Here is a 25,664-nt window from a genome sequence, read left to right as displayed (position 1 = left end):
AAGACCTCAGTTCAAACGCTGCCCATCATCGGCCGCGAAGAGGTGGGCGGTATTGATATCCGGACGAACACGGATCGTCGCGCCGGGAGAGAGCGAGACGCGCTCGCGAAAAACGCCCGTGATCTGCGTTTCGCCGAGCTTCATCGTCACCTGAGTCTCCGAGCCCATCGGCTCGACGAGCACAATTTCGGCCGGCACCCCACTGCTATCGAGGACGAAGTGCTCCGGCCGGATACCATAGATCGCCTTGCGAGCACGGAATTTATGTGCCGATTCCGGCAGCGGCAACAGGATACCAGGCGCAGCAAATCCTTCCGCGGTGATCGTGCCGGTCAGGAAATTCATGGCCGGCGAACCGATGAACCCTGCCACGAACTGGTTGGCGGGTCGGTCGTAGAGATCGAGCGGCGCGCCAATCTGCTCCACCCGGCCACCGTTCAGCACCACGATCTTGTCGGCCATGGTCATGGCTTCAACCTGATCGTGAGTAACATACACAGTAGTCGTCCTAAGCTTCTGGTGCAGGCTCTTGATCTCGCCCCGCATGACGACACGCAGCTTCGCATCGAGATTCGACAGAGGCTCGTCGAAGAGAAACACTTGCGGGTTGCGAACGATCGCCCGGCCCATAGCGACGCGCTGCCGCTGCCCCCCGGAGAGCTGGCGAGGGTAACGGTCGAGCAGCGGCGCGAGACCGAGGATATCAGCCGCCCATTTGACCCGTTCGGCGATCTCCGCCTTGCCGCCTCCGCGGTGCTCCAGCGAGAAACCCATATTGGTCGCAACCGTCATATGCGGATAAAGCGCATAGTTCTGGAAGACCATGGCGATGTCGCGGTCCTTCGGGTCTAGATCGTTCACCACCCGCCCGCCGATCTTCACCTCGCCGCCGGAGATCGTCTCGAGCCCCGCTATCATCCTGAGCAGCGTGGACTTGCCGCAGCCGGACGGCCCGACCAGCACGACGAATTCGCCGTCGTTGATGCCGAGATCGACACCATGGATGATATCGACGGCGCCATAACTCTTGCGGACATCAGAAAGGGTAACTTCAGCCATAGGAAATCCGATTTTCAGCCCTTGAGACCGGTGTGCGCGAGCCCTTCGACGAATTGCTTCTGCGCGATGATGAAGACAATGAGGACGGGAAGCGCCGTCAGCGTTGCGGCGGCGAGCTGGATATTCCACATCGGGCCGCCGTAAGCGTCGGTGTATTGGGTCAGCGCCTGCGGCAGCGTGAACTTTTCCGCGCTCGACAGGAACACGATCGGTTCGAGAAACAGGTTCCAGGAATGCAGGAAGGTAAAGATCGCGACTGACGCCAGTGCCGGCTTGGCGAGCGGAAGCGCGATCATGCGGAATATTTTAAAGCGGCCAAGGCCATCGACGCGTGCCGCCTCTTCGAGCTCTGCCGGCAAGGTCACGAAAAACTGTCGCATGACGAAGGTGGCGAAGACGCTTGGCGCTCCGAAAATCGGCACCAGGATCAGCGGCCAATGGGTGTTCACCATGCCGGCTTTCAGGAACATCCGGAAGAGAGGCACGATCGTCACCTCCGAGGGGATAAGCAGGCCAAGCAGCACGATCATGAAGATCGTATTCGCGAATGGAAAGCGGATACGGGCAAACGCGTAACCAGCCATCGACGAGACGGCCATCGTCCCGATCGTCACGACCGCTGCGATATAGGCGGAATTCCAGTATTGCTGCACGAATGGCTGCAACTCGAAGACCTTGGAATAGGTCGTCCAGTCATAGCTCTCAGGAATGAGCTGCGGCGGAAAGGCGAAGATGTCGCTAATCGGCTTTACCGAGGACGTCGCCATCCACCAGGTTGGAAAAACGAAGGGAATGAGAAACACACACATCAGCCCATAGAGAAGGGTTTTCAGGCGCGGGGAGAGTTCAGGTTTCATAAAAGACGATCCTCTTGCGCATCTGCCACTGGGCGAAGGTCAGCACGGCGACGATCAGGAAAAGCAGGATCGACAGCGTCGAGCCGTAGCCAAAGAAATGGAACTGGAAGGCCTGCTGGTAGAGATAATAGACGAGCACGGTCGTCGACAGACCAGGCCCGCCCTGGGTCAGAACCGCAATCTGCGCGAAGACCTGCAGCGACCCGACGATCGTGATGATCGAGGTCAAAAGGATGGTCGGGCTGATCAACGGCAGCGTGATGCGGCGGAACTGCTTGAAACGCGGCGCCCCGTCGATACATGCGGCTTCATAAAGTTCATTCGGCACGCCCTGGAGTGCTGCGAGGAACAGGATCATATTGAGCCCGACATTCTTGAAGACCTGTACGACGATCACCGAGATCATCGCTGTCGTCTCTTCGCGCAGCCAGTTCGGCCCCTCGATGCCTAAGACCTGCAGCATGCCGTTGATGCCGCCGTTTTTTTGAAGAAGAAATCCCCAGACGATCGTCCAGGCGACGAGCGATACTACGACCGGCGAAAAGAACAGGGTGCGGAAGATGGTTATTCCGGCGAGCCTCTGGTTAAGCAGAATCGCCAAAAGCAGCGCCAGCGACAGATTGAAGACGACCAGGCCCGCGGAAAAGACGGCTGTCGCACCGAGTACTTCGAGGAGATTGCTATCCTCGATCAGCATTCGATAGTTCTGTGCGCCTGTATAGGTAAAAGTATTGGCAAGCACATTCCATTCGTGCAGGGAATACCAGAACACGAGCCCGAGTGGGATCAGCACGAAGGCGATGATGCCGACCAACTGCGGGGCGATGAAGAGGAAACCGGCGAGGCTGTCGCGCCGGGCAATCGTCCAGAAGGGCGATGAGGAGCGTCCTTCCGGACTTGCGTGATCCTGCGCGACAGCCATCTTATGCTTCCTTAGCGTTTCAGGAGCGGGCCGATCTGGCCGCAGATCTTTAGGAGCGTGCCCGGGATATCCGCATCCGGACGCCAAATCGCATCGAGGCCAGAGCGCACCGCCTGCTGGATCTGCGCAAAACCCGTATGACCCGGGATGACCTTGCCCGTAGCGATGCCTGAGATCACGACCTTGTCGATTTGCTCCTGGCTCAAGAGCGGGTTGGTCTTTTTCAGCACTTCGGCATTCAGCAGTGACTTGCGGGCCGAGGGGAAGAACTGGCTGAGCTTGGCCGAGTTCTCCGGATTCGTCATATACGCGACAAATTCGGCAGCGGTTTTGGCGTTCTTGCCCGTCTGCATGACGCCGAGGCCGGCCTGGCCGATCAGCGCGTAGTTGCCGGCTGGCCCCTTCGGCAGCGGTACGAGATCCCAGGCAAAGGGGTTTTCCTTCGGCAGCAACGAGGCGCGGCTGATCTGGGTAATCGTCATTGCCGCATTGCCGGCGAAGAAATCGACGTTTTCTCCGGGACCCGGGATCGCCTTCTTCTTGAAGATCGCGTCATGGATGAAGGTTAGCGCATCGACCATCGGCTTTTCGGCCATAGTGCATGCCTTGCCGTCGGCGCTCCAGGGCGAAGCGCCCCAGCCGTTCCAGACCGAGGCGAGATTCTGCCAGATCTGGTAGTTGAAATCGCGGACGATCAGCCCACCCTTGCCCGTTTGACCCACTGCCGAAGCCGTCGCGATGGCATTGTCCCAGCTCCACTGATCGGCAGCAATCAATTCGGCTGGGGGCTTGGCGCCTGAAGCCTTGATGAGATCGTTGTTGACGAACATCGCGAACGGCGACGTCGAGAACGGATAGGCATAGAGTTTGCCATCCTTCGACCAGCGTTCGGCGGCGCTCGCACTCAGCTCTTCGAGATTGTAGCCCTTGGTTGCCTTAAGGGTATCGCTCAGCGGGAAAAGCGCACCGGAATTGACAAAGTCGTAGGCTGCGGTCTCGAAGATCCAGGCCATGTCCGGCGCGTTGCCGCCAGCGATCTGGGTGGTCAGCGCGGTCGTATAGGTATCGAACGGCAGCGACTCGTATGTCACCGTGACATCAGGATGCTCCTTCTTGAAACCTGCGGCGATCTCATTGAACAGCTTCAGATGGGCCTCGTTGGCGCTCCAGATGGTCATGCGCAGATTGACCGCATCCTGCGCAGTGGCAGTGCAGCTCCAGCCGAGCGGCATAGCAAGCGCCAATGCCGCGACCGCCGATTTCAGTGCCCTATGATAGTTCATTCCCGTTCCTCCTCCAAAGATGGGTTTGATTAATAGGCCGAGATATCCGGCCAACGGATTTCAATGCCCTCACGGATAAGCGCCCGCTGAAGATCCTGCAGATGCTCGTCGTTTGCCTGCACCTGATGCGGCTTCAGCCCCTTTTCGAGGCAATAGGCGGCGAGCATGCCCGCGGCTTCGCCGATGTTCCATTCGACCGGATGCAGGCGGTAGCAGCCATTGGTGACATGGGTGGTGCCGATATTCTTGCCGGCGGCGATGAGGTTCTTCATCCGCTGCGGCAGCAGACTCCCAAGCGGGATCTCAAACGGACAGGACGGCACGTCGATATAGTTGTCGCCACCGGTCGAGGGGTGCAGGTCGATGCGGTACATGCCGATACCGACGCTGTCGCGATAGTTTACCGCGCCCTTGTCGCCGCGTACCGCATGGGAAAGATCCTGTTCGACAATGCGAGTGACCGGCTTGATGCGGCGACTTTCACGGATATAGGGCGCCATGGCGAGACCGTGCTCGGTGCCGGTGATGTCGCCGCGCAGACGAAGGCCGCGATAGCCCTGCCCGCCGTCAATACGCGGTGCTTCCGTCTGCAGCCAGTAGAAGACCGAATAGGAAAGGTCCGCGGCGCCTTTGAGGTGGCGCGCCTTTTCCTCTTCCGAGACGTCAATGATCGTACCGTCCATGTAGTCGATCATCGGCCAGTTTACGAAGCAAATGTCGGACTGATAAAAACCAGGCGTAAAATTGCGCCGCGCCGCGATGCGACGGAAGAGCCAGAGGTTCTCATCGCCACCACCCTTTCGCTGGTCGGCATCGACAGCCAATGGATCGTCGTCGACATTCGGCGTGAATGAGCGGGTGGTGAATTCCAGCGTGCGCGGATGCGGTGCGGTGAAGCCGAGTAGCGGCCCGCCCCAGAAATGCGGCTCATACTTGCGCCAGTAGTCGTAGTTCTCCGGCTTGTCGATCGTCTGGTCGCCATCGACACAATCGACCGCGAAACAAACGGAAACGGCCTGGACATTGTTCGGCTGCGCTTCTGAAGGTGCGCTCGGCTCGCCGGTATCCGACTGCGCCTCGAAACCCTTCACATATTCCGTACCGGTCATCGGCAGCAGGTCGCCGAGTTCGGTCGCGTCGAGCACATAATCTGCGAAGATGACGATCTCCCAACCCGTATCGCGATGACGGACGGCGACCGAGCGAATGATGTCGCCCTCTACATCCGCCGCGACCGGACGAAAGGGCTGCAGCACCTTGAGGCGGCCGGCACCGCGATAGGCCATCAGCATCGCTTCCATCACCGCAAGGCTGACACGCGGCTCGGCGCAGATACGGCTGACCCACCCGCCACCCGGATTGAGATCACCCCAGGCGCGAGCGCCTTCGGTCAGCGGGTAGTTGTCGCGGTAATACTGGCGGATGCCGTTGCGCAGCTTGCGGTAGGAGCGTGTGATGCCGAATTGCTCGACCCAGGTATGTTCGTCGGAGGGAACTGCCTGGCTCGTCAACTGGCCGCCGATCCAATCGAATTCCTCGGTCATGATGACACTTTTGCCCGCCCGGCAAGCACCGATGGCCGCCGCCACGCCGCCGAGGCCGCCGCCGACCACCAGAATATCCGCACGCATCTCTTTTGCAGGCATTTCAATCACGTCCGTTTGTTCGCGAGGGTTTGCCCCTCGACCGGTTCACAAGTCAGAAGAATTTGTTCGATCGGGGCCGCACCCTCGATGCGACGCACCAGCATCGCCGTAGCCTGTCGCCCCATTTCCTCGCGGGGAATGTCGAAGGCGGTAAACTGCATATGGCTGCGTTCTGCACGCACGTGGCTGCCGAGCACGATGGCTGAGAAGTCCTCAGGCACGGAAAGCCCTCTCGCCCTCGCCGCCGCCTCGACACGCACCGCATCAGCCAGTTCGACGAAGAAGACCGCGGTCGCACCACTTGCGACGATCGCATCCAGCGCTTCACCAGCAGGTCGGCCGACCTCGTTCACGTGCAGGACCAGTTCGGCGCCTTCAGCGATCACTTCGGAAAAACCGCGCCAGCGGTCGACGATCGATTCCGCCGAGCCGCTCGGGCCGACATAGGCGAGTTTCTCGTGCCCGAGCGCTCTCGCCTTTTCGACCAATGCACGGGTGCCTTTGGCGTAATCGCCGCCGACATAAGGAACGGGTCCGCCAGCGTCCTCACGTCGGCCGATAGCCACAAAGGGGTAGTCACCCAGCACCAGCCGCCTCAACTCAGCCCGATCGAACTCGCGGCCGAGCACGAGGCAACCGTCAGCGATCCGAAGCCGGTTGCCATCGGCAAAGATTTTGCGTTCCCGCCCGACGCCTGCGCCGGTTAAAAGCAGAAGGTCGTAATTCTGCGCCTGCGCCTCTTCCTCGATGCCGAGCAGAAAAGGCGTGAAAAAGTCCGCCTGCTCGCTCGGAAAAGCCGGCTCATAGGTGAAGACGCCGAGGATACGGTTGAGGCCCTTGGCCATGCGTCGGGCAATCGGATCAGCCACGTAGCCGGTCGTCCGGATAACGTGCTGAACGCGCTCGCGGGTTTCCTGCGGGATACGCGCCAAGGCCGTGGGAGCACCATTGAGGACAAGCGAAACGGTCGCCTGGCTCACACCGGCCAGTTTCGCAATATCGCGCTGGGTCAAGCGCTTAGTGCCCGCCACGCATCATCCTCCCAAGCTCCTCTTGACTGCTAATGCGTATTAGCAGCTAATACGTATAAACAAAATTAGACGACCGACTGTCAAGCGAGAAAATGAAGGAGGACCGATGAGGTTTGGAGAACATTTGAAATCGCTGGGAATTTCCGGCATCCGCGTCTTCGGTGACAGCATCACCGCCGGCTTCAATGCCAGCCAGCCACATCTTGCCTGGCCGGCTCTATTCGCAGCCGAGGTCGATGGCTTCCCGATCCGTAATTGCGCGATCCCCGGCACGGTGCTGCAGGGAGCACACCTTGCGGATGACAAAGCACGGCCGGACAACGGCATCGGCTGTTTTGAATACGCGCTCCTGGATGCACACCACCACGACGCGATCCTAATTCTCTATGGGTATAACGATGCCCGTTATACGGCGGCGCCCGACACCATGAATGTCCCGAACTTCACGCGCGACTATGCATGGATGCTGGAAAAATTGATCAGAGCCGGCCACGGAGATCGGCTCGCAATCGGCAGCCCGCCCTACATTCCTGATGCTGGGTTTTCGGTTGGCAGCGCCGGATTCACGGGCCAGACGCGGATGGGTTTCGAAAGTTATGCCGAAGCGGTGCTCATGCTGGCACGACGCTTCTCACTTTTTTATGCGCCTGTTTACGAGACCATGAAAGCTTACGGCGACGGCGCCTTGGCCTCCGCCGATCCAGTCCATCCGAGCGATGCCGGACATCGCGCGATTTCTGGCGCTTTTATAGGTGCGGATCGTCCATAGGTCTCCAGACAGCGTGGCTCCAACATCGGTGTCTGCGTCGCCGTCTCAAAGTGCAGGATGGCCCGCGCACACAAATGTTTTGCCCCTGCCTTGGTGATCATTCTGTGCCATAAGGCATGACTCATCGTCAGGTAAGGCAAACTCGTCATGAAAAAGATCGGTTTTCTGTCCTTCGGCCATTGGACGCCGTCGCCCCAATCACAAACGCGCTCCGCCAGCGACGCACTCTTGCAGTCCATTGATCTGGCGGTTGCCGCGGAGGAACTGGGGGCCGACGGAGCCTATTTCCGCGTTCATCATTTTGCCCGCCAGCTCGCCTCGCCTTTCCCTTTGCTGGCGGCCGTCGGTGCCAAAACCAGTCGTATCGAGATCGGCACCGCGGTGATCGACATGCGTTATGAAAAGCCCCTCTACATGGCTGAAGACGCAGGTGCCGCCGACATCATCGCCGGCGGGCGCTTGCAACTTGGCATCAGCCGCGGTTCGCCGGAGCAGGTGATCGATGGTTGGCGTTATTTCGGTTATGTGCCGCCCGAGGGACAGACCGACGCGGAGATGGCGAGGCATCATACGCAAGTATTCCTCGACGTTCTGCGCGGCGAAGGTTTTGCCAAGCCCAATCCGCGGCCGATGTTCCCCAATCCTCCAGGCCCGCTACGCTTGGAGCCGCATTCCGAGGGATTGCGCGAGCGTATCTGGTGGGGCGCAAGTTCCAATGCGACGGCTCAATGGGCGGCAGAGCTGGGGATGAACCTTCAGAGCTCGACACTCAAGAACGACGAGACGGGGGAGCCCTTTCATATCCAGCAAGCCGCTCAAATCCGCGTCTTCCGGGAGGCATGGAAAGCCGCCGGTCATGAGCGCGAGCCGCGGGTATCAGTCAGCCGCAGCATTTTCGCGCTGGTGGACGATCGCGACCGCGCCTATTTCGGCCATGGAGACGACGGCCAGGATCAGATCGGCTTCATCGACGAGAAGACCCGGGCGATTTTCGGTCGCAGCTACGCCGCCGAACCGGAGGTTCTGATCGAGCAACTGGCGAGGGACGAGGCGATTGCGGAAGCCGACACGCTGTTGTTGACCGTGCCCAATCAGCTCGGCGTCGACTACAACGCCCACGTGATCGAAGCTATTCTCTCGCACGTGGCCCCGGCGCTGGGATGGCGATAGGCATCGGCTTCTAGTCCACGACCGTCGTCGTGAAAGATAAGGCCGCAGCCGAGTCAGGAGCCGCTGCGGTCGTGGAGCTCCCGTTCGGCGCGTTCCAACGCACTGGAATTCAGGACTTTGCGGAGTAGCGCAACTGCGACGGCACGCATGCGCAGATTGTACCAGCCTTCCATGCCATCGTCCGGCAGATCATAGACTTCGAGCTTTTCGTAAAGCTGCTGTAGCCTGTTCTGGACGCTACGCAATGAAAGTCTCTTGCGTTGGGCGATCGCCTTGTCGGTCAGGCCGAGTGCCACATCCACCAGAATCTCGTATTCCGCATCCGTCAGTCCGTGAGCATTGCCCAGGCTCTTTTGCTGGATGCCCCTCACTTCGCGGTCGATGACACATTGGGATTCGACAAACACGCTTCGAAGCGCCAGTTTTAGCCGTTCATCCGAGGCCGATTTCAGCACATAACCGTAAGTCGCCCCTTCCGGTACGATCCGCGAGACGCCGCGTACATAGGCTTCATCCGAATAATTGGACCAGAAGAGAATTTTGGTGTCGGGTCTTTCGCGCCAGATGGTGCGGGCAGCTTCGATCCCGTTGCGCTCGCTCATCTGCAGATCCATGACGACATGTTCCACGCGCGCCTTGCGAGCTTCAATCTCACCGCTTTGGCCGCTTTCCGCCTCGACGACCATGTCGCATTCCGGCAGCGCCGCACGAACCGCTTCATGCAGATAAGAACGGTGCAACGGGTCGTCTTCAACGATCAAAACCCTCATTTTAATGATCCCGTATTCGTTTGCGGCCGAGAGGCAATTGGACCTTCACGAAGGTGCCGGGGCCTGAGTCGTTCTGACCGATCTCAAATCTTGCAGCGATGAGACGGGCGCGCGTCTTCATATTGTCAATTCCGTGGCCTCCCGGATTGCGGGAGGACATCAAGCCGCTACCGTCATCGATAACCTCGATGGACAAAGTGCCGTTCAGATTTCTTATAATCACGAGGATGACCTCCGGCTGGGCATGGCGGATGGCATTATTGACGGCCTCCTGCACGATACGAAACAGCGCCGTCGCCACCGTTTGGCCCAGGGCGTCGAGCGCACCATTGCTTTCGTCCACCATCCGCCATTGGATCGACAGGCCGCTTTCTCGCGCCGAACGATCGAGATGGTTTTCGATCGCTTCCGCGACGCCGAAGAGCTGCAGAACCGTGGGTTTTGCCTCTTCGATAATTTGTCGCAGATCATGCATGCACTGCTGCAGCGCTCGAGACAGGGGCTCCAAACTTTCCCCGGGCAGCTCTGCCTGCCCGCTCAGCCGTTCCATGCGTCGGGCAAGCCGCGTCAGGTCGGCGAGCGTCTGGTCGTGCAGGTCCATGCCGATGCGCTGCCGCTCCGCCTCCAAGGCCTCGGTAAGCTTCAACGCACCGAGTCTCAGCCCCTCCTCGCGAGCCCGGGCTTCAGCCTCAACGATGGCCGAGCGTTTCGCTTGCTCGGCGGCCCGCAGCGCAAAGAAATAGGGGGCCAGCAAGTCGGCAATCGAGCGGGCGTTCTCGACATCCTCCATGGTGTAACAGTCATGGGAATGGCTGGAGCAGCTCAGTGCGCCGATAATATCTCCCTGCACCTTCAGAGGCACGTGCAGTCGGCTGCGCAGCGACAGTTCGACGATCGGGCTCGAAAAGGCACCCTCAAAATGAAATCTCGGATCCGTGCAGGCATCCGGCGAAAGAAGAAAATCCACCTCGCCCGATAGAAGGCTGCGTATCGGGCTGCCGGTCAAGAGAGCCGGCGGGTGTTTGCTCCAGGCGGTTTCGAGACCGCTTTCATAGGCAATGTGATATTTGCCGTCGACCATCTTGATGCACACATCGAGATGGTCGTGCGGGATGATGTGGCTGATCTCGGCAGCCACGGCCTGGATGATGGAATGAAAATCGAGCTGGCCCGCGAGCAGCCGCGAAATCCCGAGATAACGGTCGAACAGCGATTCTCGCGCCGGATTGAGCATGCCTGGACCTCCTCCCAAGTCCTTTTGCAATTAAGCGCCTGCTTTACACCTTTGTCCTGCGGAAACCCGCATATTTTGCGCGAATATCCGCAAACAGATTGCTTGGATGCGCCTGTACAACACCGGTATTTTTCCTCATTCTCGATCTACTGAGCAACCGGGCCTCAGCGCTTTCACTATCTCCGCAAACCGTTGAGGAGCGGCCGGAGATGAGCCCGTCGGGACTAGGGAGGAAACCATGATCATCAGGAAGATGCTGTTTGCATCTGTCGCCACAGCCTGCATCGCAATCCCACTTTCCGCGGTCGCAGACACCGCCGACAAAAAGATTGCACTGTCTAACAACTATGCCGGCAACTCATGGCGGCAAGCCATGCTGACGAGCTGGGACAAGATCACCAAGGAGGCCGTTGCCAAAGGTATCGTCGCAGCAGCCGATCCTTTCACGACAGCTGAAAACCAGGCAACCGAACAGGCTGCGCAGATCCAGAACCTCATCCTGCAGGGCTATGACGCCATCGTCGTGAACGCGGCCTCCCCGACCGCTCTGAATGGCGCGATCAAGGAAGCCTGCGACGCAGGTATCACCGTCGTTTCCTTCGATGGCATCGTCACCGAGCCTTGCGCCTGGCGGATTGCGGTAGATTTCAAGGCGATGGGCGAAAGCCAGGTCGAATACCTTGCGAAAAAACTGCCGAAGGGTGGAAACCTGCTGGAGATCAGGGGTCTTGCGGGGGTTTCGGTCGACGATGAAATTCACGCGGGCATTCAAGCTGGCGTCCAGAAAAATCCGCAGTTCAAGATCGTCGGATCCGTTAATGGCGACTGGGCTCAGGATGTGGCTCAACGCGCCGTTGCCGGCATCCTCCCGAGCCTTCCGGAAATCGCCGCTGTCGTGACCCAGGGCGGGGACGGCTATGGCGCCGCCCAAGCCTTTGCGGCGGCCAAGCGGCCGACCCCAACGATTGTCATGGGGAACCGCGAGGACGAACTTGTCTGGTGGAAACAACAGAAGGACAAGAACAGCTACGAGACGATGTCCGTCTCGATCGCCCCCGGCGTCTCGACCCTGGCTTTCTGGGTCGCCCAGCAGATCCTCGACGGCAAGGATGTCAAAAAGGACCTCGTCGTGCCCTTCCTGCGCATCGACCAGGATAACCTCGAGGCGAACCTTTCCAAAACCCAGAAGGGCGGTGTAGCGAATGTCGAATATTCGCTTGAGGACGCCCAGAAGGTGATCAGCGCCGCGAAGTGACGGTTAGAGGGAGCCGATACGGTTGGCGGGCCATCCGCTCCGCCAATCCTATCTCGGCGGCCTCTCGGCCGCGCCACAAACACGAGCCTTCATGACTGCAGACCCAATGAAAAACGAGGTGGTAGCCGCCCGCGGCATCAAGGTCGCCTTCGGTGCCGTCAAAGCGCTCGACGGCGTCGATCTTGTTATCCAGGCCGGCGAATGCGTCGGTCTCGTCGGCCATAACGGGGCCGGCAAATCGACCATCGTCAACGTCATCAATGGCGGCCTCTCGCCTCAGGAAGGCGTCGTTAGCTATGGCGGCAAAACCGGCGCGCACGGAATTTCGGCGGCGCGAGCCAATGGCGTGCGGTGCGTTTTCCAGGAACTTTCGCTCTGCCCCAACCTCACCGTCAACGAAAACGTCAGGATCATGCATCCAGACCTGAAAGGCTGGGATTGGCGCAGCCGCGCCTTGGCACTCGTAAAAAGGCAGCTTCAGGACATCTTTCCCGGCCATCTGATCGATTGCGACAGCACCGTGGACGATCTTTCGATTGCCGAACGCCAGATGGTTGAAATTGCCATCAGCTTTGCGGGGCTTGGCGCTCCGCCGAAACTAGTCATTCTGGATGAGCCAACGTCCTCGCTGGACGCAGGGCTTGCCGCGCAGATGATGGCCTATATTCGACGTTTTGTTGCAGGCGGCGGCGCGGTTTTGCTGATCTCGCACATTCTTGGTGAAATCCTGTCGACCGCAGATCGTATCGTGGTGATGAAGGACGGTCGCGTTGTCGCTGATCGTCAGGCCTCGGAAATGAATTCCCGGAGCCTTGTCGAAGCCATGGGCAATGTCGTGCGCGAACAGGAATACCTGCGCTCGGCCGCCGCAAGGTCGGGTTCGCCTGTACTTTCGATGCCGCCCCGGCGTGGACGCGGGCTCGCCTTTGAGGCCCATCGCGGCGAAATCGTGGGACTGGCAGGCCTTGGCGGCCATGGTCAGACCGAAGCACTTCTCGACCTCTACCTCTCACGCAACAGCAATTGGTGGCCGGGGCGCGGGGGCGAACTTGCCTTCGTCGCGGGAGACCGCGGCCTCAACGGTACCTTCCCGCTCTGGAGCATCCTGAAGAATCTCAGCATCGCTTCCCTGCAGGATCTTTCCTCACGCATGCTCATCGACAATGCGCGCGAAAGCAGACTGGGCCTCGGCTGGAAGAACCGCATCGAGATCCGTACTCCGGACCTGGAAAACCGAATCTTGTCGCTGTCCGGCGGCAATCAGCAGAAAGTCCTGTTTGCGCGCGCGCTCGCCACCACGGCGAGAACCGTGCTAATGGACGACCCGATGCGTGGTGTGGACATCGGGACCAAGCAGGAGGTCTATCAAATTCTTCGTTCCGAGGCCGCGTCGGGCCGGACCTTCATCTGGTATTCTACGGAAATGGACGAGATTCGCCTTTGCGACCGGGTCTATGTCTTTCGCGAGGGAGCGATCGTCGCCGAACTCACCGGTGACGAGATCACCGAAAAGAACGTGCTCGCCGCCTCATTCAGCGCTGGAGAAGCGGCATGAAAATTTCTTCTGGCACCGTTCGGCTGATCATCCCGGCGGCCTCGCTGTCGGTTCTGCTGGCAGCCGTGTTTTATATGCAGCCGCGTGCCATGAGCTATACCGGGCTCAACCTGCTCTTCAATCTCGCCGTCCCGATTGCGCTCGCGACGGTGGCGCAGATGCTCATCATGGCGGTCAACGACCTCGATCTGTCGATGGGCACGTTCGTCAGCTTCTGCGCCTGTGTCACAGCCACCTTCCTGCAGGCCTCACCGGGAACCGGTATGCTGATATTCTTGGGCGCGATCGCCGCTTACGCAGCGATCGGCGTCATCATCTATGTCCGCGAACTTCCAGCAATTGTCGTGACGCTCGGCATGAGCTTCGTCTGGGGCGGCCTTGCGGTGTTGATCTTGCCGTCGCCCGGCGGCGCCGCCCCGGGATGGGCACGCTGGCTGATGACGTCGAAGCCCCCGTTCGTCCCGATGGCAATCGTCGCCAGCGTGGTGATCGCTCTCATAACCCATTTCCTCATCATGCGATCGTCCTTCGGCGTGCTCATCCGCGGGGTGGGCGGCAATGTCCGCTCGGTGGAACGCGCCGGCTGGTCCGTCATCAAGGTGCGGGCCGCCGCCTATGGGCTCGCAGGCCTCTTCGCGGTGCTGTCAGGGATTGCGCTCGTCGGCCTGACGACCTCGGCGGACGCCAATATCGCGCTTCGCTACACGCTGCTTTCCATCGCCGGCGTTATCCTCGGCGGCGGCGAATTCGTCGGCGGCAAGGTTTCGCCGATCGGAGCCGTCATCGGCGCGTTGACGCTGGCACTTGCCGGCTCGTTCCTCTCCTTCATGCGGATTTCGCCGGACTGGCAGATCGGCGCTCAGGGCGCGATCCTGATCATCGTTCTGGCGATGCGTCTGTTCCTGAACCGGTTGGAAAAGCGGGAGAAAAGCCGATGAATGCACATCGACTGCTCCTCGCCAAGCCTTGGATCTGGTCCTTCGCAGCAACGGCCGCCGTCTGGATCATCACGGTGCTTTTCACCGGTGGAGCCAGCTCGCTCGGCTTGTCTCAGGCGGCTTTGACCTTTGCCGCGTTCTCCGTCGTGGTCGGCATCGGCCAAATGTTCGTCATCACTCTGGGGCCGGGCAATATCGACCTGTCCGTGCCGGCCACGATGACGCTTTCGGGCACGCTGGCATTGAAACTGATGGATGTGCAGGACAGCATGATCCTGGTTGGTCTCATCCTATCCGTCGGACTTGGCTCCATTATCGGGCTGGGCAATTACGCGCTGATCAAACTTTTGAGAATTCCACCGATCATCGCAACCCTGTCGATGAGTTTTATCGTCCAGTCGACGGCCATATGGGCCAATCGCGGCCTGCGCATCAAGCCGCCGGAAATGCTTGCAAGCTTTACCACATCCAGCCTTTTCGGCATCCCGAATGTCGCGCTCGTGGCTCTGATCCTCTCGGCCGTCGCGTGGCTGCTCTTGGAAAAGACCATTTACGGGCGCTGGATTTCCGCGGTCGGTCAGAGCATGCCTGCCGCGCGCATGGCCGGCATTCCGGTCGATGGCACGCGGCTCGTAACCTACATTCTTTGCGCTGTGCTCGCCTCTCTTTGCGGCTATCTGCTTGCCAGTTTCTCCGGCGGTGCCGCTCTCAATATGGGGACGGAATACCTCCTCATGTCGATTGCTGTCGTCGTGATCGGCGGAACCGCGGTGGCCGGGGGGAATTCCAATATTCCCGGGATCTGGGGAGCCTCGCTCTTCATGTTCCTCGTTGTATCGATGCTGAATACCTATGGCTTCGGCGCAGGTTTCCGTCTCATCCTCACCGGCCTCATCATCATCGCCGTCATCCTCGTGGCCGGCGGACGCCGATCCACCCGATGAACCCCAATCGGACAGTAGCCATGCCCCAAAAATTGTCGATCTATGAAATTCACGACGAACGCTTTCGGCAGCTGATCGTGGCCAGTGCGAGACTGGAGGAACTTTACGGCGAATGCCGTTGGGCGGAGGGGCCTGTTTGGTTTGCCGACCTCAACTGCCTGATCTGGAGCGATATTCCCAACCAGCGCATGTTGCGCTGGGTGCCAGACGGCGGTGTGTCGGTTTTCCGTTTCCCTTCCAATTTCGTCAACGGCAATACGCGCGACCGCCAAGGCCGGCTGATATCCTGCGAACACGGCGGCCGACGCGTGGTGCGGACGGAGGTCGACGGCACGCTCACCATTCTGGCAGACCGTTATCAGGGCAAGCGGTTGAACTCCCCCAATGACGTCGTGGTCCGCTCCGACGGCAGTATCTGGTTTACCGACCCTACCTACGGCATCAAGTCCGACTATGAAGGCTATCGAGCAGAACCCGAGCAGGCTACCCGCAACGTCTATCGGCTGGATCCGGAAACCGGCGCGCTCGAAGCCGTGATAACCGACTTCGGCCAGCCCAACGGGCTCGCCTTTTCGCCCGATGAAACCAGGCTCTATGTCGCCGATTCCGCTTCAAGCCACGACGTGACCGCGCCGCGCCACATCCGCGTCTTTGACGTTGTCGGGGAGATGACCGTCGCGAACGGAAGGGTCTTCTGCAGTCTCGATAACGGCCTGCCCGACGGCTTTCGCATCGACGTGCAGGGCAATCTGTGGACCAGTGCCGGCGACGGCGTCCATTGTTTCTCTCCCGAAGGAACCCTGCTCGGCAAGATCCTGGTGCCGCAGACGGTCGCCAATCTCACCTTCGGCGGCCCCCGTCGCAACAGGCTCTTTATTACCGCCACCACATCCGTCTACTCCGTCTTCGTGGCGACGAATGGCGTGACTCTGGGCTGACTACTCGGCCGCCTTGTTGCAGCGGGAGGTTCTCGCCTGCGGGTCAACCCAGCTTTTCGGCACAAATCGCGTACCGGTGCTGGGTAGCCCGCTCGAGCCCTTTCAAAAAGCTGAAATTCTTGCGTTGGCTTCGGTGGATCGCTCCCAAACCTGTATCGACGGTAATCTTCTCGAAACCCGCTTGCCTGAGCAGATCCACGACTGCATCGGCCCGAGCCCCTTGCGAAAAATGGACCCGCGACAGAATGCTCTGGTGCGTCTGTGTCAGCTCCGCCGTGTGAGGGCCATTCTGCTGCCCGCTCTCGCCGAAGCCCGCCTTCGCCAGCCACACCGACAACTTCTTCGCCAAACGCGACACCAGACTCGGATTGACGAAGTCCCCGTCGATGATCAACAGCTTGCCGGACGGCTTCAGAACCCTATGCCATTCACGAAAGCAGGCCAGGGGATCGACAAGCGTCCAGACGAGATGACGGTTGATGACCACGTCATAGGTCTCATCGGCTTCCATGGTGCGCTCAGCATCACCGACCAGGAAGCGGATCTGCCGGCCTCGGGTCTTGGCTTTGGCCCTCGCCCGCTCCAGCATGGCTTCGGACCAATCCATCCCGGTCACCTTGAAGTCGAGGTCGTCCATCAGATGCGAGACGACTGCTGTTCCACAAGCAAGATCTAGCGCGACTTTGCCCCTACCGTCTCCGAGATGCTTACGCAGAAGCGCGTGCCACGCTGCCCGCTCCTCCTCCGAAAAAATCTCATGTCCAGGCTGCGTATCGAAGGTCTCGGCTCTCAGGGACCAATAGGCTTTGATTTCATCACGCAGGTCATGGTTATGCAGGGCAGTCTGGTTGAGCATCGCGAAATCTCTTGGACGAGTCGAATTAGATTGGAAGACTTCTAAAAGATATTTCTTGACGGATAAAGTCATGAAAACATAAATCGCCGTTATTAACACCTACACAGGAGAGGAACCCCGTGTTGAAGCTCAAGATGGCGGCCGGTGCCGCCACGGTTATGCTTGCAGTTTTGCCAACGATTGCCACGGCTGCCGAAAAGATCAAGGTCACAGACATCTCCGGCCGCGAGGTCGAGGTGAGCGTGCCGGTCGAGCGCGTGATCCTGGGCGAAGGCCGGCAGATCTACTTCACGGCTGCTCTCGATACCGATGAACCCTTCAAACGCGTCGTCGGCTGGCGCGACGATTTCAAGAAGGCCGATCTCGACGGCTACAATATCTATCTGAGCAAGTTTCCGCAGATGGCAAAGATCCCCACCTTCGGGGGCATGAAGGATGGCACGTTCGACATCGAACAGGCCGTCGCACTGAAGCCGGACGTGATCATTATGAACACCGAGGCAAAATCAGCCACCGAGGAAAGCGGCTATATCGAAAAGCTCGCCAAGGTCGGCATCCCGCTCGTCTACATCGACTTCCGGGAAAAGCCGATGGAAAACACCGATGATTCCATGCGTATCATCGGCAAGTTGTTTGGCAAGGAAGAGCGCGCTGAGGAATTCGTCAAATTCCACGACGAGCAGATTGCCCGGGTAACGGACAAGCTCGAAAAAACAACCGATCTGAAGAAGCCGGTTGTCTTTATCGAGCGCGCCGGCGGCTATTCGGACGATTGCTGCATGTCTTTCGGCAACGAGAATTTCGGCCGCATGGTGGAACTGGCCGGCGGAACCAACATGGCGAAGAGCATCATTCCGGGCACCTTCGGCACGGTTAATCCCGAGCAAATCATCGCCTCCAATCCCGATCAGGTGATCGTGACAGGGTCGAATTGGGAGCTTTACGTTCCCGGCGGCGCCTGGGTAGGCGTTGGTCCGGGCGCCGACAAAGCAAAAGCTCAAGAAAAGCTCGCTGCACTGATGAAGCGGCCCGCCTTTACCGGCATCAAGGCAGCGGCAAACGGCAATGTGCATGCCATCTGGCACCAGTTCTACAACAGCCCGTATCAGTTTGTTGCTGTGCAGCAGATCGCCAAATGGCTGCATCCCGAACTGTTTGCCGATCTCGATGCGGATGCAACCTTCAAGCAGCTGCACGAACGTTTCCTGCCGGTCGCCTACAACCCCGGCTATTTCGCGTCGCTGAAGGCGGGCCTCTGATATTTGGTAAACCCAAGGGGCCGGCGGTGCCAACCGCCGGCCGCCAAAGGATAGAGTAATGATCATCACATGGTTTATTCGGGCGCTTGTCGTCCTGTTTCCGTTTCTGGCCAGCTCGGCTCTTGCTGTTGAAATCACTGACGTCGCCGGCAGAACGGTCGATATCGACTTACCTGCCAAACGCGTGATCGTCGGAGAAGCGCGCCAGGTCCATGTGATTGCCGCCTTGCGCGGAGATAGAACCTTCGACACGATCGTCGGCTGGCGCGACGATCTCTTGAAGAAGGATCCCGACAGCTATCAGGCCTATGTCGAACGCTTCCCCGAAATCGCCAATCTGCCGCAGTTCGGTTATGTGCCCCAGGGCAATTTCGACCTTGAAACCGCGATCACTCTTTCCCCGGATGTCATCACCTTAAATCTCGAAGCCGCCAAGGTGGCCAAGGAGAGCGGCTTCGAAGACAAAGCGGCCGCAGCCGGCATCAAGGTCGTCTATCTCGATTTCCGCATCGATCCAGACAAGAATACGGAACGCTCAATCGACATACTGGGCAAGTTGTTCGGAGCGAGCGACAAGGCCGAAACCTTTAAGACCTATCGCAAAGCCCAGATCGCCCGCGTCACCGATCGCCTGGCGGTCGTCAAGGATCTGAAGCGTCCGAACGTATTCATCGAACGGTCTCCGGGCATTTCCGGCGAAGACAGGTGCTGCCGCACATTCGGTCCCTATAATTTCGGTGCCATGGTCGATCAGGCGGGGGGCCAGAATATTGCGGACGGGATCATCGGGACGACCTTCGGCGATCTCAATCCCGAGCAACTGATCGTCTCCGATCCGGACCAGGTCATCGTCACCGGTTCCAACTGGGCCGCCGAATCCGACATCAACCAATTTGTCGCGGTCGGCCGGGGCGCCGATCTCAAAGCCGCGCGCGAACGTCTCGCCAACCTGATGAAGCGAACCCCCTTTCCCGAGGTGAAAGCCGTCAGAACCGGGCAGGTTCATGCCGTCTGGCACCAATTCTATGGCGCGCCCTACGAGTTCATTCCGATCCAGCAATTCGCCAAGTGGTTCCATCCGGAACTGTTTGCCGATCTCGATCCGGAAGCGACCTTCATCGAGTTTCACCAGAAATTCCTGCCTGTCACCTACAAGCCCGGCTATTTCGTCTCGCTGGAAAAAGGACTGAACTGATGGCCGTCTTGATTCAGCAGCAATCTGTTGTCGAAGGGGGCCGGCGCTACCGGAGCCTTGCTGCGCGGAGAATCTTGATCCTCTGCTGTCTGCTGGCGGCGCTCGCGCTTAGCATCGCCATCGATATCGGCCTCGGTCCAGCCCGATATTCATTGGGTGAGGTACTGGCTGCGATCTTCACGCCAAGCACAGTACCGAACCAGCTTCGTGTCGTGATCTGGGATATCCGCATGCCGATCGCGTTGATGGCTGTGACCGTAGGCGCCTGCCTCTCGGTCGCCGGCGCGCAGATGCAGACGATCCTCGCCAATCCCCTCGCCAGCCCCTTCACGCTGGGAATTTCTGCCGCAGCCGGCTTCGGCGCAGCTCTGGGCCTCGTTGCGGGCGTCGCGGTCTTTCCGGCGGCCGTACAGTACATGGTTCCCATCAACGCCTTCCTAATGGCGATGGCCGCCTCGCTCTTCATCTACGGCGTGTCGACACTCAGAGGCGTTACCGTCGAGACAATCGTTCTGCTCGGCATCGCTCTGGTCTTTACCTTCAATGCACTTCTGTCGCTGCTCGAATATCTCGCATCCGAACAGGCGCTTGCCGCCGTGGTCTTCTGGACCATGGGCTCGCTCACCAAGGCCACGTGGAGCAAGGTCGCCGTCACCGGAGCGATACTGGTCGTCGTCATTCCACTGTTTGCCCGCAATGCCTGGGCACTGACGGCGCTTAGGCTCGGCGACGAGAAAGCCTCCTCCTTCGGCGTCAGCGTCAGAAGGCTCCGTTTGGAGACGATGATGCTTGTGAGCCTGCTTGCAGCCATTCCGGTTTCCTTTGTGGGTACCATCGGCTTTGTGGGACTGGTCGGCCCGCATATCGCGCGTATGCTCGTTGGTGAGGATCAGCGGTTCTTTCTGCCGGGTTCCGCCATCTGCGGGGCCTTGTTGCTTTCGGCAACTTCGGTCGTATCAAAAGTGCTGATCCCGGGCGCCATTTTGCCGATCGGCGTTATCACGGCCCTCGTCGGCGTGCCCTTCTTCTTCTCACTGATCTTCACCAACAGGAGGCGCGCATGGTAAGCATCGAGCTTTCCGGCGTCGGAGCGCGCTATGGTCGCACTCACATCTTCGCCGACATTACCACCGGACCTATCGAAGGGGGTCATTTGACCGCCGTGATCGGACCGAACGCCGCCGGTAAATCCACCCTGTTCAAGCGAATCGCCGGCCTGCTCAAAGGCGACGGCGTCGTCGAAGTCAGCGGAGAGGAGGCCTTGTCGCGGCCGGTCTGCTATATGCCCCAGGATACAGGCGCCAACGCGGTCCTGACCGTCTACGAATCCGTGCTGCTTGCCGCAAAGCAGGGCTCGGGCTGGCGCGTTGCCGATCAGGATCTCCACGGCATAGACGAGATCCTTCATTCGCTCGGCATCACGGACCTGGCATTTCGCGATCTCGGCGCTCTTTCAGGTGGACAGCGCCAGCTGGTTGCGATCGCACAGGCCCTGGTGCGCAAGCCGCAGGTTCTTCTGATGGACGAACCCACTTCGGCGCTCGATCTCTTCCGGCAGATCGAAGTGCTGCAGTATATGCGCGGGCTTGCGCGAAAAAGCGGGATTGCCGTGTTGATCGCACTGCATGATCTCAACCACGCCATGCGATACTGCGATCATACCATGGTCGTCGCCGACGGCCGGCTCGTAGCCAACGGGCCTACAGCGGAGGTCATTACCGCATCGCTCCTGAGTGACGTCTACCGGGTGAGCGCCCGTATCGAAACCTGTACGCATGGGCGCCCGCTGGTGATTGTTGACGGCACTGCCTGAGGCCGATCCCACCGCGACGCAGCTGCCCACCCGTCGTCTTGAGATGGGGTGCATTTACCGAAAAATCGGGCAGCTCTCGCCGCCGCGTATTCTTGAGCGGGTGAGGAAGCGTCGTTCCCGGCCGTTATCAAGCGAGAACATGCCCCCGCGGCCCTGGACGACGTCGATGATCAATTGGGTGTGCTTCCAGGCTTCGTACTGGCCGCCGCTGATATAGAAAGGCACGCCGCCGATTTCGCCAAGCCGTACGTCGTTTTCGCCGATACGAAACTCGCTCTTGGGATAGCACATGGGGGACGATCCATCGCAACAACCGCCCGACTGATGAAACAGGATATCGGGGTGATCCTGCTGGATCTCCAAAATGAGATCGAGGGCTTGCTGCGTCGCCAGAACCGGCGCTTCGTTCTCTGACTCGGCCATCTTTCTTTCCCTCCGCGCCGCAGAAAGGAGAGCCCCAAAAGGATGGGGCTCCCGACGATTGAAAGACGCTCAGAAGAAGCCGAGCGCCTTCGGGCTATAGCTCACCAGCATGTTCTTGGTCTGCTGGTAGTGATCGAGCATCATCTTGTGCGTCTCGCGGCCGATGCCTGACTGCTTGTAACCACCGAAGGCAGCATGGGCGGGATAGGCGTGGTAGCAATTGGTCCAGACACGTCCCGCCTGGATCTCCCGGCCAAAATGGTAGGCGCGCATACCATCGCGGGTCCACACACCGGCGCCAAGACCGTAGAGAGTGTCATTGGCAATCTCCAGAGCTTCCTTTTCATCCTTGAACGTCGTGACCGACACGACCGGACCAAAGATTTCCTCCTGGAAGATGCGCATCTTGTTGTGGCCCCGGAAGATCGTCGGCTTTACATAATAGCCGCCTGCGAGGTCGCCGCCGAGATCATTGCGCCCGCCACCGGTCAGCACCTCAGCCCCCTCCTGTCTGCCGATATCGAGATAGGCAAGAATCTTTTCCAACTGCTCGTTGGATGCCTGGGCTCCGATCATCGTCGCGGCATCGAGGGGATTTCCCTGTTTGATCGCTTCAACGCGTTTGATGGCCTTTTCCATGAAACGATCGTAGATCGATTCCTGGACCAGCGCGCGGCTCGGGCAGGTGCAGACCTCGCCCTGGTTCAACGCGAACATGGCAAAGCCTTCAAGCGCTTTGTCGAGAAAGTCGTCGTCTTCGGCCATGACATCGGCAAAGAAGATGTTGGGCGACTTGCCGCCGAGTTCGAGCGTGACCGGAATCAGGTTCTGGCTGGCATATTGCATGATGAGCCGGCCGGTCGACGTTTCGCCGGTGAAGGCAATCTTGGCGATCCGGTTGCTGGTGGCGAGTGGTTTCCCCGCTTCAAGCCCAAAACCGTTGACGATGTTGAGTACGCCAGGAGGCAGAAGGTCGCCGACGATCTCCGCCCATACGAGGATCGATGCCGGTGTCTGTTCGGCAGGCTTGAGGACGACGCAGTTGCCGGCGGCAAGTGCCGGAGCAAGTTTCCATGCCGCCATCAGGATCGGGAAATTCCATGGAATGATCTGGCCGACGACGCCCAGTGGCTCGTGGAAATGATAAGCAACCGTATCGTGATCGATCTCGCCGATCGAACCTTCCTGCGCCCGAATGCAAGAGGCAAAGTAGCGGAAATGGTCGATGGCAAGGGGAATGTCGGCTGCCATGGTCTCACGGATCGGCTTGCCGTTGTCCCAGCTTTCCGCCTGGGCCAGAACCTCAAGCTTGTCCTCCATACGCTGCGCCATCTTCATCAGGATGTTGGCGCGTTCCGTGGTCGAGGTGCGCCCCCACTTGTCCTTGGCGGCATGGGCGGCATCGAGGGCCGCATTGATGTCCTTCTCGTCCGAGCGCGGGATCTCGCAAATCGTTCCACCCGTGACAGGCGTGATATTGTCGAAATACCGACCGCTAATCGGCTCCCGCCATTCGCCACCGATGTAATTGCCGTATTTAAGCTTGAACGGAGATTCGATAATTTTCTGATGCAGCATCTGATCCTCCCAGGATAACAGGTTCATCCCGAACCGAAAGAGAATCTGCCTTTCTTTCCGTAGATGTGACAGAGGCGGAACATCATACCGCAGTGCACAGTGTCGCAAATCTGCGACAGATCGTCAGGCAATCTGCAGCAATCAGTGCAAACCGAACCTGTTGATCTTCCGGTGCAGCGTCGCCCGGCTCATGCCGAGGGAAAGAGCAGCCTGGGTCACGTTTCCATTAGCCCTGGATAAGGCGCGGAGGAGAGCTGCACGCTCGGCCTCCCTCAAGTCCTGCCGCTCGGCGCCTACGCCTTCGCCAAGAAGGTCGGCTGCGCAGATGCCCGCATCTATGCGCTCGTCATCGAGTTCAAGAGCGGAGCGCGCCGTCCGGGTGGCGCCAAGCACCATGTCGCTCTTGTCGACAGCAAGCAGCGCGGACATCGTGCCGGTCGGAGTTGGAAGCACGACGAAACGGGCTCCCGCAAAAGCGTGACGGAAGAGGTTAAGTTCGATCCGCATGGCCGTATCGCGGACGGTCTGCGAGATGATCGAAAGGGTGGTCTCATTGAGGTCGTCGCGGCAAGTCGAGACGTCCAGTGCTCCGGCCAATTGGCCACGTGAATCGCGGATCGGGGCGGTCGTGCAGCTGAGGTTGATTGTGGAACTGAAAAAATGCTGGTCGCGAATGATGGACACGGCCCGATCATCGGCAATCGCCGTGCCGATGCCGTTCGTGCCGATGCTGGCTTCGGTCCAGATCGAACCAGGCCACAAGCCAATGTCGTGAAATTCCTTGTCGTCGGCGGCGACGCCGCGCCTTTCAAGCGCTATGCCCTCGTGGTCGGTCAGGAGCAGGCAACATCCGGCCTTGCCGACGGTTTGGAACAATAGATCCAGTTCATCTACCGCCTGGGCAATCAGTTCTTGCGATTGCGCGCGCACCAGGCGCAATTCCTGCTCCGTCAGGCGGAGAGGCAACCTTTTTTCTTCCGGCGCGAGACGGTGGACCGTCATGCAGCGTCGCCAGGAGGCCACAACGCGCGAGCTGGCGGCAGCCGATTGCGCTGACACATAGACCTGATCCGCATGCGTGACATGCTCTTGCATCGGCTCCTCCCACCGAACGGTGCCTCATTCTCGTTTTAAAAGCATGGCGCTGCAACTGGCCTAAGGTCTAAGAAGACTTGGCTTTTGCGAAAAGTAAGATGACAAATCGGACTCGAACGAAAACCGGGAGCCGAGCAGGTTCTCAGTGAAAGGAACCAACAAGCCGCTTGACGTGGAGAGATTGCAGCACCGCATTCTTCCGCACAATTGGAATAAACTTCCTTGAAGAATAAGCCGGGAAAATCGAGAGTACGGTACAGATTGCCGCATGTCGCACCGGCTTCAGCACCAAGAGGAATATCATGAGCCTTCGTATCAACGACATCGCCCCGGACTTCACGGCAGAGACCAGTCAAGGCACGATCCATTTCCATGAATGGATCGGCGATGGCTGGGCCGTCCTGTTTTCGCATCCGAAAAACTTCACCCCGGTTTGCACGACGGAACTCGGCACCATGGCCGGCCTCGAAGGTGAATTCAAAAGGCGCGGCGTGAAGATCATCGGCATCTCCGTCGATCCGGTCGAAAGCCACGCAAAGTGGAAGGGCGACATCAAGACGGCAACCGGCTTCGACGTCGAGTATCCATTGATCGGCGACCGAGACCTCAACGTTGCCAAGCTTTACGATATGTTGCCGGCCGGTGCAGGCAGTTCGTCGGAAGGCCGCACCCCGGCGGACAATGCCACAGTCCGCTCCGTCTACGTTATCGGCCCTGACAAGAAGATCAAATTGATCCTCACCTATCCGATGACCACCGGCCGCAATTTCAACGAGATCCTGCGCGCCATCGACTCCATCCAGCTGACCGCAAAACATCAGGTTGCTACGCCCGCAAACTGGCAGCAGGGAGATGATGTCATCATCACGGCTGCCGTATCGAACGAGGACGCCATCGCCAGGTTCGGCTCGTTCGAGACGATCCTGCCTTACCTGCGGAAAACCAGGCAGCCCGCCGCTTAACCGGCCTTCACCTCGATTCGATGACCCACGCGAGCTACTGCGTGGGCTTTCCCCTCCTTTTCGTGAGCCGACCACCAGACGCGGCGGAGAGACTGCGTCTTGTTGCATGCGG

At 59.3% G+C, this 25,664-nt stretch carries 24 protein-coding genes; 12 read left to right on the top strand and 12 right to left on the bottom strand.

Annotation, left to right across the window (positions count from 1 at the left end; translation table 11 throughout):
• Window positions 1–6 precede the first annotated feature (6 nt).
• The 6 genes from ugpC to EDE05_RS10990 are packed head-to-tail and all read right to left on the bottom strand — an operon-like array spanning window position 7 to window position 6,798.
• Entirely contained in the window at window positions 7–1,059 is a 1,053-nt protein-coding gene (gene ugpC / locus EDE05_RS11015; protein ID WP_134101018.1) for a sn-glycerol-3-phosphate ABC transporter ATP-binding protein UgpC, read from the bottom strand.
• Between the two features lie 14 nt (window positions 1,060–1,073).
• Window positions 1,074–1,916, bottom strand: coding sequence for a carbohydrate ABC transporter permease (locus tag EDE05_RS11010; RefSeq protein WP_134101015.1), 843 nt, complete (start codon window positions 1,914–1,916; stop codon window positions 1,074–1,076).
• On the bottom strand, window positions 1,906–2,838 hold the full coding sequence (locus tag EDE05_RS11005) for a sugar ABC transporter permease (RefSeq protein ID WP_134101012.1): 933 nt from the start codon (window positions 2,836–2,838) through the stop codon (window positions 1,906–1,908). The genes EDE05_RS11010 and EDE05_RS11005 overlap by 11 nt, the downstream gene beginning before the upstream one ends.
• Window positions 2,839–2,849: 11 nt before the next feature.
• Window positions 2,850–4,121 (bottom strand): sugar ABC transporter substrate-binding protein, encoded by a 1,272-nt coding sequence (locus EDE05_RS11000; protein WP_112800853.1) that lies wholly within the window; start codon window positions 4,119–4,121, stop codon window positions 2,850–2,852.
• Between the two features lie 29 nt (window positions 4,122–4,150).
• Entirely contained in the window at window positions 4,151–5,752 is a 1,602-nt protein-coding gene (locus EDE05_RS10995; protein ID WP_134101219.1) for an FAD-dependent oxidoreductase, read from the bottom strand.
• A gap of 20 nt (window positions 5,753–5,772) precedes the next feature.
• Window positions 5,773–6,798, bottom strand: coding sequence for a LacI family DNA-binding transcriptional regulator (locus tag EDE05_RS10990; protein ID WP_112800851.1), 1,026 nt, complete (start codon window positions 6,796–6,798; stop codon window positions 5,773–5,775).
• A 106-nt stretch (window positions 6,799–6,904) separates the two neighbouring features.
• On the opposite strand from EDE05_RS10990, the gene EDE05_RS10985 reads away from it, so the two are divergent.
• On the top strand, window positions 6,905–7,567 hold the full coding sequence (locus EDE05_RS10985) for a GDSL-type esterase/lipase family protein (RefSeq protein ID WP_134101009.1): 663 nt from the start codon (window positions 6,905–6,907) through the stop codon (window positions 7,565–7,567).
• A gap of 147 nt (window positions 7,568–7,714) precedes the next feature.
• Complete coding sequence (locus EDE05_RS10980) at window positions 7,715–8,737, top strand: LLM class flavin-dependent oxidoreductase (RefSeq protein WP_134101006.1); 1,023 nt, start codon at window positions 7,715–7,717, stop codon at window positions 8,735–8,737.
• A 53-nt stretch (window positions 8,738–8,790) separates the two neighbouring features.
• Here EDE05_RS10980 and EDE05_RS10975 read toward each other — a convergent pair whose 3' ends face one another.
• Window positions 8,791–9,507, bottom strand: coding sequence for a response regulator transcription factor (locus tag EDE05_RS10975; RefSeq protein ID WP_105370875.1), 717 nt, complete (start codon window positions 9,505–9,507; stop codon window positions 8,791–8,793).
• Window position 9,508: 1 nt separating this feature from the next.
• Entirely contained in the window at window positions 9,509–10,741 is a 1,233-nt protein-coding gene (locus tag EDE05_RS10970; protein WP_112800845.1) for a sensor histidine kinase, read from the bottom strand.
• Between the two features lie 238 nt (window positions 10,742–10,979).
• Here EDE05_RS10970 and EDE05_RS10965 point away from each other — a divergent pair, with 238 nt between their 5' ends.
• The 5 genes from EDE05_RS10965 (at window position 10,980) to EDE05_RS10945 (ending at window position 16,371) form a co-directional block, all read left to right on the top strand.
• On the top strand, window positions 10,980–11,996 hold the full coding sequence (locus EDE05_RS10965) for an ABC transporter substrate-binding protein (RefSeq protein ID WP_112800843.1): 1,017 nt from the start codon (window positions 10,980–10,982) through the stop codon (window positions 11,994–11,996).
• 91 nt (window positions 11,997–12,087) lie between these two features.
• Window positions 12,088–13,551 carry a sugar ABC transporter ATP-binding protein gene (locus tag EDE05_RS10960; RefSeq protein WP_105371045.1) on the top strand — a complete coding sequence of 488 codons (1,464 nt, stop codon included), beginning with the start codon at window positions 12,088–12,090 and terminating at the stop codon, window positions 13,549–13,551.
• Complete coding sequence (locus EDE05_RS10955) at window positions 13,548–14,489, top strand: ABC transporter permease (protein ID WP_105370872.1); 942 nt, start codon at window positions 13,548–13,550, stop codon at window positions 14,487–14,489. Before EDE05_RS10960 ends, EDE05_RS10955 begins: the two co-directional genes overlap by 4 nt.
• Complete coding sequence (locus EDE05_RS10950) at window positions 14,486–15,433, top strand: ABC transporter permease (RefSeq protein ID WP_105370871.1); 948 nt, start codon at window positions 14,486–14,488, stop codon at window positions 15,431–15,433. Before EDE05_RS10955 ends, EDE05_RS10950 begins: the two co-directional genes overlap by 4 nt.
• 20 nt (window positions 15,434–15,453) lie before the next feature.
• A complete protein-coding gene (locus tag EDE05_RS10945) occupies window positions 15,454–16,371 on the top strand; it encodes an SMP-30/gluconolactonase/LRE family protein (RefSeq protein WP_112800880.1) in 918 nt (305 codons plus the stop codon).
• 43 nt (window positions 16,372–16,414) lie between these two features.
• Here EDE05_RS10945 and EDE05_RS10940 read toward each other — a convergent pair whose 3' ends face one another.
• On the bottom strand, window positions 16,415–17,227 hold the full coding sequence (locus EDE05_RS10940; RefSeq protein WP_112800841.1) for a class I SAM-dependent methyltransferase: 813 nt from the start codon (window positions 17,225–17,227) through the stop codon (window positions 16,415–16,417).
• A 158-nt stretch (window positions 17,228–17,385) separates the two neighbouring features.
• On the opposite strand from EDE05_RS10940, the gene EDE05_RS10935 reads away from it, so the two are divergent.
• Genes EDE05_RS10935 through EDE05_RS10920 form a run of 4 tightly spaced genes read left to right on the top strand, consistent with a single transcriptional unit; the run spans window position 17,386 to window position 21,494 of the window.
• Window positions 17,386–18,486 (top strand): ABC transporter substrate-binding protein, encoded by a 1,101-nt coding sequence (locus EDE05_RS10935; RefSeq protein WP_245422775.1) that lies wholly within the window; start codon window positions 17,386–17,388, stop codon window positions 18,484–18,486.
• A gap of 58 nt (window positions 18,487–18,544) precedes the next feature.
• A complete protein-coding gene (locus tag EDE05_RS10930; RefSeq protein WP_134101003.1) occupies window positions 18,545–19,681 on the top strand; it encodes an ABC transporter substrate-binding protein in 1,137 nt (378 codons plus the stop codon).
• Window positions 19,681–20,748: an iron ABC transporter permease gene (locus tag EDE05_RS10925; protein WP_134101000.1), complete on the top strand. Its 1,068-nt coding sequence runs from the start codon at window positions 19,681–19,683 to the stop codon at window positions 20,746–20,748. Before EDE05_RS10930 ends, EDE05_RS10925 begins: the two co-directional genes overlap by 1 nt.
• A complete protein-coding gene (locus EDE05_RS10920; protein ID WP_105370866.1) occupies window positions 20,742–21,494 on the top strand; it encodes an ABC transporter ATP-binding protein in 753 nt (250 codons plus the stop codon). Before EDE05_RS10925 ends, EDE05_RS10920 begins: the two co-directional genes overlap by 7 nt.
• 54 nt (window positions 21,495–21,548) lie before the next feature.
• Here the strand turns inward: EDE05_RS10920 and EDE05_RS10915 are convergent, their stop codons facing one another.
• The 3 genes from EDE05_RS10915 to EDE05_RS10905 form a co-directional block, all read right to left on the bottom strand.
• Complete coding sequence (locus tag EDE05_RS10915) at window positions 21,549–21,917, bottom strand: DUF779 domain-containing protein (RefSeq protein ID WP_105370865.1); 369 nt, start codon at window positions 21,915–21,917, stop codon at window positions 21,549–21,551.
• Window positions 21,918–21,986: 69 nt separating this feature from the next.
• A complete protein-coding gene (gene adh / locus EDE05_RS10910; RefSeq protein WP_105370864.1) occupies window positions 21,987–23,495 on the bottom strand; it encodes an aldehyde dehydrogenase in 1,509 nt (502 codons plus the stop codon).
• A 141-nt stretch (window positions 23,496–23,636) separates the two neighbouring features.
• Window positions 23,637–24,590 (bottom strand): GAF domain-containing protein, encoded by a 954-nt coding sequence (locus tag EDE05_RS10905; protein ID WP_105370863.1) that lies wholly within the window; start codon window positions 24,588–24,590, stop codon window positions 23,637–23,639.
• 302 nt (window positions 24,591–24,892) lie between these two features.
• Here EDE05_RS10905 and EDE05_RS10900 point away from each other — a divergent pair, with 302 nt between their 5' ends.
• A complete protein-coding gene (locus tag EDE05_RS10900; protein WP_105370862.1) occupies window positions 24,893–25,552 on the top strand; it encodes a peroxiredoxin in 660 nt (219 codons plus the stop codon).
• Window positions 25,553–25,664: the final 112 nt, after the last annotated feature.

The sequence above is a fragment of the Neorhizobium sp. R1-B genome (assembly GCF_004368875.1).
In the GTDB taxonomy this organism is placed as follows: Bacteria; Pseudomonadota; Alphaproteobacteria; order Rhizobiales; family Rhizobiaceae; genus Neorhizobium; species Neorhizobium huautlense.
Note: the sequence above shows the minus strand (reverse complement) of the source record. Positions and strands in the feature narration are given on the sequence as shown.